Origin of the sequence: Streptomyces sp. NPDC057307 (assembly GCF_042667665.1) — a bacterium.
Lineage (GTDB): Bacteria > Actinomycetota > Actinomycetes > Streptomycetales > Streptomycetaceae > Streptomyces.
In genome coordinates this window covers 1-9,788 of record NZ_JBHUZM010000209.1, presented here as the reverse complement: position 1 = coordinate 9,788, position 9,788 = coordinate 1, and the positions used below count along the sequence as shown (strand labels likewise).

General features: G+C 71.3%; 8 protein-coding genes. 4 read left to right on the top strand and 4 right to left on the bottom strand.

The annotated features are described in order from the left end of the window. Positions 1-34 precede the first annotated feature (34 nt). The 3 genes from ACFUN8_RS35590 to ACFUN8_RS35580 form a co-directional block, all read right to left on the bottom strand. Complete coding sequence (locus tag ACFUN8_RS35590) at positions 35-2,578, bottom strand: ATP-binding protein (RefSeq protein WP_383647092.1); 2,544 nt, start codon at positions 2,576-2,578, stop codon at positions 35-37. 271 nt (positions 2,579-2,849) lie between these two features. Further along, complete coding sequence (locus ACFUN8_RS35585; protein ID WP_356586576.1) at positions 2,850-3,173, bottom strand: STAS domain-containing protein; 324 nt, start codon at positions 3,171-3,173, stop codon at positions 2,850-2,852. A gap of 205 nt (positions 3,174-3,378) precedes the next feature. After that, on the bottom strand, positions 3,379-4,227 hold the full coding sequence (locus ACFUN8_RS35580) for a 3-hydroxyacyl-CoA dehydrogenase family protein (protein ID WP_383647089.1): 849 nt from the start codon (positions 4,225-4,227) through the stop codon (positions 3,379-3,381). A gap of 301 nt (positions 4,228-4,528) precedes the next feature. Between ACFUN8_RS35580 and ACFUN8_RS35575 the strand changes: the two genes are divergently transcribed. Continuing rightward, the gene (locus ACFUN8_RS35575; protein ID WP_382567139.1) at positions 4,529-5,101 is read left to right on the top strand and encodes a cob(I)yrinic acid a,c-diamide adenosyltransferase; all 573 of its coding nucleotides are present in this window, start codon (positions 4,529-4,531) and stop codon (positions 5,099-5,101) included. Positions 5,102-5,108: 7 nt separating this feature from the next. On the opposite strand, the gene ACFUN8_RS35570 is transcribed toward ACFUN8_RS35575, so the two are convergent. Next, a complete protein-coding gene (locus tag ACFUN8_RS35570) occupies positions 5,109-5,687 on the bottom strand; it encodes a hypothetical protein (protein WP_383647085.1) in 579 nt (192 codons plus the stop codon). Positions 5,688-5,838: 151 nt separating this feature from the next. Between ACFUN8_RS35570 and ACFUN8_RS35565 the strand changes: the two genes are divergently transcribed. From ACFUN8_RS35565 to ACFUN8_RS35555, 3 genes are all read left to right on the top strand, one after another. Further along, entirely contained in the window at positions 5,839-7,038 is a 1,200-nt protein-coding gene (locus tag ACFUN8_RS35565) for a sensor histidine kinase (protein WP_383647083.1), read from the top strand. Then, positions 7,035-7,685, top strand: a complete 651-nt coding sequence (locus ACFUN8_RS35560) for a response regulator (RefSeq protein ID WP_383647081.1) — start codon at positions 7,035-7,037, stop codon at positions 7,683-7,685. Before ACFUN8_RS35565 ends, ACFUN8_RS35560 begins: the two co-directional genes overlap by 4 nt. Before the next feature lie 195 nt (positions 7,686-7,880). Next, complete coding sequence (locus tag ACFUN8_RS35555; RefSeq protein WP_382567148.1) at positions 7,881-9,743, top strand: glycosyl hydrolase family 18 protein; 1,863 nt, start codon at positions 7,881-7,883, stop codon at positions 9,741-9,743. The last annotated feature ends 45 nt before the right edge of the window (positions 9,744-9,788 follow it).

Sequence of the window (9,788 nt, the reverse complement as noted above, 5' to 3'; positions counted from 1 at the left end):
GCCCGGGGCCGCCCCGTTGTCGTGTCCGGGCCGGTCAGATCACCGACGGATCCGTGTCCGGCGAGTCCGACGGAGCCACCGACGACGACGGGGACGCCGACGTCGGTTCCGCCGGGATCCCCACCGTCGCCGACTCCGGGGGCGGTGGCGGGGTCGTCGTCGGCGGAGGTGACGTCGGGGTCGTCGTCGGCGGAGGTGACGTCGGAGTCGTCGGCGGGGGCGAGGTGGTCTTCGTCGGCGGGGGCGAGGTGGTCTTCGTCGGGTCCGGGGAGCTCGGGTCGTCGCCCGGTTCCAACGGGTCGTCCGACGTGCTGCCGGACGGATCCGGGGACTCGGAGCCCTCGGTCGCGCTGGGCGTCGGCGTGCCGGAACCGGTCGTGGCCGGGACGCCGCCCGGCTTGGCCGGCTTCTTCGTGCTCGCGTCCGTCGGCGTCCCGGTGTCGTCGTAGCCGCCGGTGCCGTCGTCGTCCGCCGAATGGTCCGTCTGCACCCGGTCCGTGGGCGAGGTGTCGTTGCCCGAGGCGCCGAGGGTCACGACCGTGCCCAGGACGGCGGCGAGCACCGCGCCCGCCCCGGCGGCGACCAGGTTGCGGCGGGCGCCGCCCAGCACCGGCCGGCGCCGGCGTACGGACGGTCCGGCGGTGGCGGCGCCGCCGGCCACCGGGGTGTCGTCGCGCCGGGTCACCAGCGTCATCCGGTCGTCCGGCGACGGAGGCCGCAGGACGGGTACGACCATCGAGACACCGCGCGGCGGCGACACCGGCGGTTCGTCGCCGGCCGGGCGGAAGGCGACCGGGGTGTTCCCGTTCTCGCGGTCGGTGACCAGGGCCAGCGCCCTGCGGCCGGACACCGTGCCCCGCTTGTCCGCCACCGCCCCGCGCATGCCGATCGAGGTCTCCAGTTCGGCGCGGGCCCGGTCCAGGCTCCCGACGCAGAGCGCGAGGATCCCCAACTCGTGGTGGAAGTACGCCTCTTCGGCGACCTCCCCGGCGATCCTGGCCGCCTCCTGGCCGATCCGCAGCGCGCGCTCCCAGGCACCCCAGTGCAGCCCCGCGAGGAAGGCGGGTGCCGCGCCCCTGGCCAGCAGGACGGCGGCGCTCGCGTGGCCCGCCTCGCCGCTGGACACCAGCGGCGTCATCGCGGCGAGCAGCGCGTCCGCCTCCGTGGAGGCCCGTCGCGGGGTGACCGACGGATGGCCGGCCCACCAGGTGAAGTGCTGGACGGCGACATGTGCGCGGGACGTGGCCTCGTCGCCGTAACCCCGTGCCTCCAGTTGGGCGAGTGCTCCGGCGGCGAGCCGGTAGCGCGGGCCGACGGGCGAGAGGAGACCGGCGTTCATCAGTTCGCCGACGGCGGCGTCGGCGTGGGTGTCGCCCACCAGGGCCGGCAGATGGGCCTGGTGCGGCACCTCGCCGCCGAGCGCGACGGCGAACCGCAGCGTCTCCCGCGCGGCCTCGCCGAGCCGGGAGGCGAGCAGCACGGCGGGCGCGGCGCCCTCGCCGAGGGTCGGCAGCGGTACGTCGTAGCCGTCGGCGGTGAGCCCCTCGTCCGCGAACGCCTCGCTCCGGCCCGGTCCTTGGCCGTACGGCGCGTCCGCCAGTTCGTGGACGAAGACCCCGTCCGCCTCGTACGGCTCCGGGTCGGCGCGCAGGCGGTCGCGCCCGCGCAGCAGCGCCCCGGCCTGGACGAAGCGCTGCGGCAGCCCCTCGGACTCGAACCAGAGGTCGCCGGCCCAGTTCGCCTCCTCGTCCGTCAGCGGGCGCCCCGTGGCGCGCTCCAGCAGGTCGAGCGAGGCGCCGCGGCCGAGACCGCCGAGCAGGACCTCTTCGAGGCGCGAGCGCGATATGGGGGCGTCGACGTCGGGGGTGACGGCGAGGAGGAAGGCGCATTCGGGGGCGGCTTCGAGGAGTTCGTCCAGCGGCTCGCCGCCGAATTCGAGGTCGTCCACGACGACGATCGCGCCGATGCCGTTGACCAGGCGCAGCAGTCCGGCGCGGTCGGGGCGGTGCAGCACGGACCGGTACACGCCCGCGTACAGCTCGTACAGCAGCTCGGTGACGGTGCGGTGGTGGCCGGAGAGCCGTACGACTCCGTCCGGCGCGAGGTCCTCGCAGTCGGCGGCGACGGCTTCGATGAGTGCGGTACGGCCGGAGCCCGCCGACCCGGTGAGGCGTACGGATCGGCCGCGGCCCAGCAGTCCGACGAGCTGTTCGCGCTCCTCCCGACGCTCCAGCAGCGGGAGCGGGGGCGCGCCGGGGCCCGGCGGTATGGGCGGCCGGCCGGCCCGGCGCTGCTCGGCGCGCTCGTCGGCGTCGAGCCTGCCGGGGGTGGGCGGCTGCGAGCCCGGCGGGCATGGCTCGATCTCGCTGCCGTCGACGGGGTTGACGGTGATCAGGAAGTCGCCCGAGATCAGCTCGACGGTGCGCGCGGGCGTCGGGTGCGAGAGCCACGGGCTCGGCCGGTCGGCGGCCTCGGCGGGTCTCTCGTCGGCGCGCCCCGCTCCGGCGGGGCCGGTGCCCGCGGGACCGGCACCCTCGGGACGCGGGTCCGTCGGGTGGGTCGGGTCGGTCGGGTTCATCGTCAAAGCCCCCCAGATCGTGGCGTGCGGTTGCCCTTCCGGCCTCGCACGCCCCGCTGTCGCTTCTGGTCCGGTGCCCGCCGCATGGGTTGTTGGTCGGCCGACGGCCGAAACCCTAAACCTCCGCACAGTATCCAGGAACAGCCGGGGTGCCACCCCGTCCGAGACGTCACGGTCTCGTGAGGATTGTGCGCGGTTTCACGGGCGGGGCCGGTGAGTTCGAGCGATACGTACCGCTCGGTGTTCGAGCGGTACGCACCGCTCGGCGTGGTCAGACGCGCGGAAGCGATTCTGCTGCGATCCCGCCCTCGATGGCGAGGATGCGGTGCAGCCGGGTGGCCACCAGCAGGCGCTGCATCTGGGCCGGCACACCGCGCAGGACGAGTCTGCGCCCGCACCGTCCGGCCCGTCTGTGCGCGCCCATGATGACGCCGAGGCCCGTGGCGTCCCAGGAATCGAGTCCGGTCAGATCGAGCACCAGGTCGCCGGCTCCGTCGTCGACGGCCGAGTGCAGGACCGTACGGGCGTCCGCCGCGCTGCGTACGTCGAGGCGGCCCTCGACGACCAGCTCGGCGTGGTCGCCCCTGATGTACATATGCGCTCCCCGAATGCTTATGTGCTCCGCGTCTGTGTTCTCGGTCGTGGTGCGAGGTCTTCGTACTGAGGTCTTCGTGCTGAGTCTTCGTGCGAGGTCTTCGTGCAATGCCTTTGTGCAACAACTGACAGCCGCGCGGCCGAGGAAGTTGCCGTCCGTGAGCGAACTGATACCGAATTCACCCGGTGGGGTGAGGGCAGAACGGTCAGTGCTTGTAGAAGCCCTGCCCGCTCTTGCGCCCGATGTCACCCGCGTCCACCATCCGGCGCATCAGTTCGGGCGCCGCGAACTTCTCGTCCTGCGACTCCGTGTAGATGTTGTCGGCGGCGTGCAGCAGGATGTCGACGCCCGTGAGGTCGGCGGTGGCGAGCGGCCCCATGGCGTGGCCGAAGCCGAGCTTGCAGGCGATGTCGATGTCCTCGGCCGTGGCGACGCCCGACTCCTGGAGCTTGGCCGCCTCGACGACCAGGGCGGTGATCAGCCGGGTGGTGACGAAGCCCGCGACGTCGCGGTTGACGACGATGCAGGTCTTGCCGACCGATTCGGCGAACTCCCGTGTGGTGGCGAGAGTTTCGTCGCTGGTCTTGTAGCCGCGTACCAGCTCGCAGAGGTTCATCATCGGTACGGGCGAGAAGAAGTGCGCGCCCACGACGCGCTCGGGACGCTCCGTCACGGCGGCGATCTTCGTGATCGGGATGGCCGAGGTGTTGGAGGCCAGGACGGCGTCGTCGCGTACGAGCTTGTCGAGCGTCCGGAAGATCTCGTGCTTGATGTCGAGCTTCTCGAACACGGCCTCGACGACGATGTCGGCGTCGGCCGCGGCGTCCAGATCGGTGGTCGTGGTGATCCGGGCGAGCGCGGCGTCCGCGTCCGCCTCTTCGAGCTTGCCCTTGGTGACGAATTTGGCGTACGAGGCGCGGATCGCGTTCTTGCCACGGGTCAGGGCCTCGTCGGTCACATCTCGCAGCACGACGTCCCAGCCCGCCTGGGCCGAGACCTGCGCGATTCCGGACCCCATGAGTCCGGCACCGATGACGGCGAGCTTCCTGGCCACGACGTACCCCTTGATTTCCGCTCCGGAACGGCGCGCGGCTTAACACGCGCTTTACATTTCCCTCTGCCGGAGGTTATCGGTCGTGAGCTGCCCTGTGGTGGTGAAGAGATGCGCGTCACGTCTCACATGACGGACATCACATCCGCGAGCGCGCCGGGGCGGCCCATCGGCCTTGCCGTACAGCGTACTTGAGCATCTTTTCGCCCGGTGCTTCCTCGATGTCGTCCAGCGGTACGAGGACTTCGCGCGAGGTCTCCCCGGGGTCCGGCCCGATCGACAAGACACCGCCTAGGCTGGGCACATGGTCAATCTGACGCGTATCTACACCCGAACCGGCGACCAGGGCACCACGGCGCTCGGCGACATGAGCCGTACCGCCAAGACCGACCCGCGGATCGGCGCCTACGCCGACGCCAACGAGGCGAACGCCGTCATCGGTGGGGCGATCGCGCTGGGGCAGCTCAGGGACGATGTCGTGAAGGTCCTCGTCCGGGTCCAGAACGACCTCTTCGACGTCGGCGCCGACCTCTCCACGCCGGTGGTCGAGGCGCCCGAGTTCCCGCCGCTGCGGGTCGAGCAGTCGTACATCGACAAACTGGAGGCGGACTGCGACCTCTTCCTGGAGGAGGTCGAGAAGCTGCGGAGCTTCATCCTGCCGGGCGGTACGCCGGGGGCGGCGCTGCTGCACCAGGCGTGCACCGTCGTACGGCGCGCGGAGCGCTCGACGTGGGCGGCGTTCGAGACGCACGGGGAGACCATGAACCCGCTCACGGCGACGTATCTCAACCGGCTCTCCGACCTCCTGTTCATCCTGGCCAGGGTGGCCAACAAGGAGGTCGGAGACGTGCTGTGGGTGCCGGGCGGCGAGCGCTGACCGGACCTCAGCGGTCGCTGAGGGACTTGGCCCTCCCCGCGTCGGCGGTCCCGCCCGGGGCCTTCTTCGGGAAGACGGTGTAGCCGAGCGCCCACACCACGTTGATCCCGATCAGGAAGACCATCTTCTGCTGCCACATCCGCAGCGAGTCGATCCTCCCGTCGGAGCCGACGTACCAGATCGCGGCCTGGAGCAGTGCGACGGCGATGCCCGACGCCACGATCCACCGCGCCGCCGTCCGCCACTCGTGGATCGCGCGGGCCTTGCCGTACTTCGGCGGCCTCACCGGCGGCGGGCCGCCCGCGAAGCGGTGGGCGAAGCGCGCGTCGGCCCACTTGATCAGCTCCGGGCCGAGGGCCACGGAGAACCCGATGTACACCGCCGCGAGGCCGTGCTTCCAGTCCGGTTCGGCGCCGTTCCTGAGGTCGATCGCCGTCACGACCAGCAGCAGGACCTCCAACAGCGGCTCGCACAGCAGCACCGCGACCGAGGCGCGCGGCATCCGGGCGAAGTAGCGCAGGGCGAGTCCGACGCCCAGCAGTACCCAGAACCCGACCTCACAGATGATGATCAGCGTGACGATCACGACAGCCCCCTTCCGGCTCACTCCAAGCCTCCCGCCGGTCCGGGCCCCGATCGTCGTCGGCAGTGACGAACCGTGACTGCATCCTTCGATGTACCGCCTCCTCGGCCGGTACGGGGACGTGCCCGCGCGCGGCGCCGTGTTTGATGGTGGGATGACCGATTTCCCGCGCCCGCACCGCGAGGACGTCCTGATCGGCGCGGGCGGCCTGCTCGGCGGTGTGCTGCTGTGGTCGCTCGGGCTGCACACCCAGGGCGGCCGGTGGCTGTCCGGCTTCTGGGTGCTGCTGCCCCTCGTCGCCATCTCCCTGATGGAGCTGGTGCGCAGGACCGCGCCCCGCACGGCCCTGGCCGTCGGCACCGTGGCACTGGTCGCGGACCAGTTCACCACCGGCAGTGTGGCGACGATCGCGATGTTCACGGACCTCGTGTACGCGGCGGTGCTGTACGGGAGCCCGTCCGCCGCCCGCCGGATCCCCTGGGGCACGGCGCTGATCTCGATCAGCATCACCGTGGGGACGCTGAGCTGGCTCCGTACGCCCGAGGCGCTGCTGCTCGGTGTGGTCGCCGCCGCGATCAGTGTCGCCCCGGCCACCACCGGTGTCCTGGTGCGCAATCACCGCGACGCCGCCGAGGCCGCCCGGCTGCGGGCCGAACAGACCGCGCTGCTGGCCGAGATGGACCGTACGCAGGCCGTGACGGCCGAGCGCGCGCGGATGGCCCGTGAGCTGCACGACATGGTCGCCAACCATCTGTCGGCCATCGCGATCCACTCCACCGCCGCGCTCTCGCTCGACGACGCGCGAACCACGAAGGACGCGCTGACGGTGATCCGTGAGAACAGCGTCGCCGGACTGGCCGAGATGCGGCGGCTCATCGGGCTGCTGCGGGACGCGGGCGACGACCAGGACCCGGCCCCGGCGCCGACGCTGCGGGCGCTCGACTCGCTCGTCGAGCAGGCCCGTACGAACGGCGCCTCCAGCGGGCTCACGTTCACGCTGGCGGACCGGCGGGGCGAGGGCGCGCCGCTGCCCGCGCCGGTCGAGATGGCGGCGTACCGCATCGTCCAGGAGTCGCTGACCAACGCGCTCAAGCACGCGCCGCCGGGCCCGGTGTCGGTGGTCCTGGACCACTCGCGGGGCGCCCTGCGCGTCGAGGTCGTCAGCCGGTACGGCGACCGGCCCGGCCCCCGCGCGCCGGGCTCCGGCGCCGGACTCGTCGGGATGCGTGAGCGAGTGGCGCTGCTGGACGGGGAGTTCGAGGCGGGACCGGTCACGTCGGACGACGCGGACGGCGGCAAGATCTGGCGGGTACGGGCGGAACTGCCCGTCGACGAGGGGAACGGCGCTTCATGACGATCCGGGTTCTGGTGGCCGAGGACCAGTCGGCGGTGCGCGCGGGACTGGTGCTGATCCTGCGCAGCGCGCCGGAGATCGAGGTCGTGGGCGAGGCCGGGGACGGTGAGGAGGCCGTACGGCTGGCCCGCGAGCTGCGCCCGGACCTTGTGCTGATGGACATTCAGATGCCGCGCCTCGACGGGGTGTCCGCGACGCGGCAGGTGGTCGAGGAGGGACTGGCGGACGTCCTCGTACTGACGACGTTCGACCTCGACGAGTACGTCTTCGGCGCGCTGCGCGCCGGCGCGTCCGGGTTCCTGCTGAAGAACACCGAGGCGCGCGAGCTGATCGAGGCGGTGCGGACCGTGGCGCGCGGCGAGGGTCTGATCGCGCCCGCCGTGACGCGCCGGCTGATCGCTGAGTTCGCCTCGCCGAAGGCCGTACGGGCCGCGAACGCGCCGGACCTCACCGTGCTCGACGCCCTCACCCGGCGCGAGCGCGAAGTGCTGTCGAGCCTGGGCGACGGGCTGTCGAACGCCGACATCGCGCGGCGGCTCGACATGGCCGAGGCGACGGTCAAGACGCACGTCAGCAGGCTGCTGGGCAAGCTGGAGCTGCGCAGCCGGGTGCAAGCGGCGGTTCTGGCGCAGGAGTTGGGGATCTGAACGGACCCCGGGCCGGGGACGTACCAGATGCCGTGGCGAACCCCGTCACGCCTTTGGTCTGGACCTATTGACGATTGGTCCAGACCTCCTTACTCTCACGCCACTGACTAGTGCGCGAGCTTTCGCAAGAGTCGGGTGTCACGGACCAACCCGGACCATCCCCGAACTGCTCCGAACTCACTCGAGGAGTACCCCTTGAGCACGAAGACGTCCGTCCGAAGAGCCAGATTCAGATCCAGATCCGTCGCGGCGCTGACCGCACTGCTCCTCCCCCTCGCCGCCATGGTCGGCCTGGCCTCCCCCGCCGAGGCGGCCACCTCGGCGACCGCCACGTACACCAAGAAGTCCGACTGGGGCACCGGCTTCGAAGGCTCGTGGACGGTGAAGAACACCGGTACCACCACACTGAGTTCCTGGACCGTCGAGTGGGACTTCCCCGCCGGCACCGGCGTCGGCTCCGCCTGGGACGCCACGGTCACCAAGAGCGGCACCAACCACTGGACCGCCAAGAACGTCGGCTGGAACGGCACCCTCAACCCGGGCGCCTCCGTCACCTTCGGCTTCAACGGCACCGGCTCCGGCTCCGGTTCCCCCTCCGGCTGCAAGCTCAACGGCGCCTCCTGCGACGGCGGCAGTGTCCCCGGCGACACGGCCCCCACCGCCCCGGGCACCCCCACCGCGAGCGAGATCACGAACACGTCGGCGAAGCTCAGCTGGAGCGCGGCCACCGACGACAAGGGCATCAAGAACTACGACGTCCTGCGGGACGGCGCGAAGATCGCCACGGTCACCGGTACGACGTACACGAACACCGGCCTGACCGCGGGCACCAGTTACTCGTACAGCGTCCAGGCCCGTGACACGGCCGACCAGACCGGCCCGGTCAGCGGCTCGGTGGCCGTCAGGACCACCGGCGGCGGCACGGACCCGGGCACCCCGCCCGGCGACCAGGTCAAGCTCGGCTACTTCACCGAGTGGGGCGTCTACGACCGCAACTACCACGTCAAGAACCTGGTGACGTCCGGCAGCGCGTCGAAGATCACCCACATCAACTACTCGTTCGGCAACGTCCAGGGTGGCAAGTGCACCATGGGTGACGCGTACGCCGCGACGGACAAGGCGTACACCGCCGACCAGGCCGTCGACGGCGTCGCCGACACCTGGGACCAGCCGCTGCGCGGCAACTTCAACCAGCTGCGCAAGCTCAAGGCCGCCAACCCGAACATCAAGGTCCTCTGGTCCTTCGGCGGCTGGACCTGGTCCGGCGGCTTCGGTGACGCGGTGAAGAACCCGGCCGCGTTCGCGCAGTCCTGCTACGACCTGATCGAGGACCCGCGCTGGGCGGATGTCTTCGACGGCATCGACCTGGACTGGGAGTACCCGAACGCCTGTGGTCTGAGCTGTGACACCAGCGGCCCGGCGGCGATGAAGAACATGATGCAGGCCATGCGTGCCAAGTTCGGCGCCAACTACCTGGTCACCGCGGCCGTCACCGCCGACGCGTCCAGCGGCGGCAAAATCGACGCCGCCGACTACGCCGGCGCCTCGCAGTACATGAACTGGCTCAACGTCATGACGTACGACTTCTTCGGCGCCTTCGCCGCCCAGGGCCCCACGGCCCCGCACTCCCCGCTCACCTCCTACCCGGGCATCCCGCAGGCCGGCTTCAACTCCGCCGACGCGATCGCCAAGTACAAGGCGCAGGGCGTCCCGGCGAAGAAGCTGCTGCTCGGCATCGGCTTCTACGGACGCGGCTGGACCGGCGTCACGCAGGCCGCACCGGGCGGTACGGCGACGGGCGCGGCCCCCGGCACGTACGAGGCGGGCATCGAGGACTACAAGGTCCTCAAGAACACCTGCCCCGTCACCGGCACCGTCGGCGGCACCGCGTACGCCAAGTGCGGCAGCAACTGGTGGAGTTACGACACCCCGGCGACGATCGCCTCGAAGATGACCTGGGCCAAGAGCCAGGGCCTCGGCGGAGCGTTCTTCTGGGACTTCACCGGTGACACCGCGAACGGCGAACTCGTGACCGCGATCAGCAACGGTCTGAAGTAGTCCCGAGACGGTAAGGCGAGGGGGACGGTGCCCGCGGGCACCGTC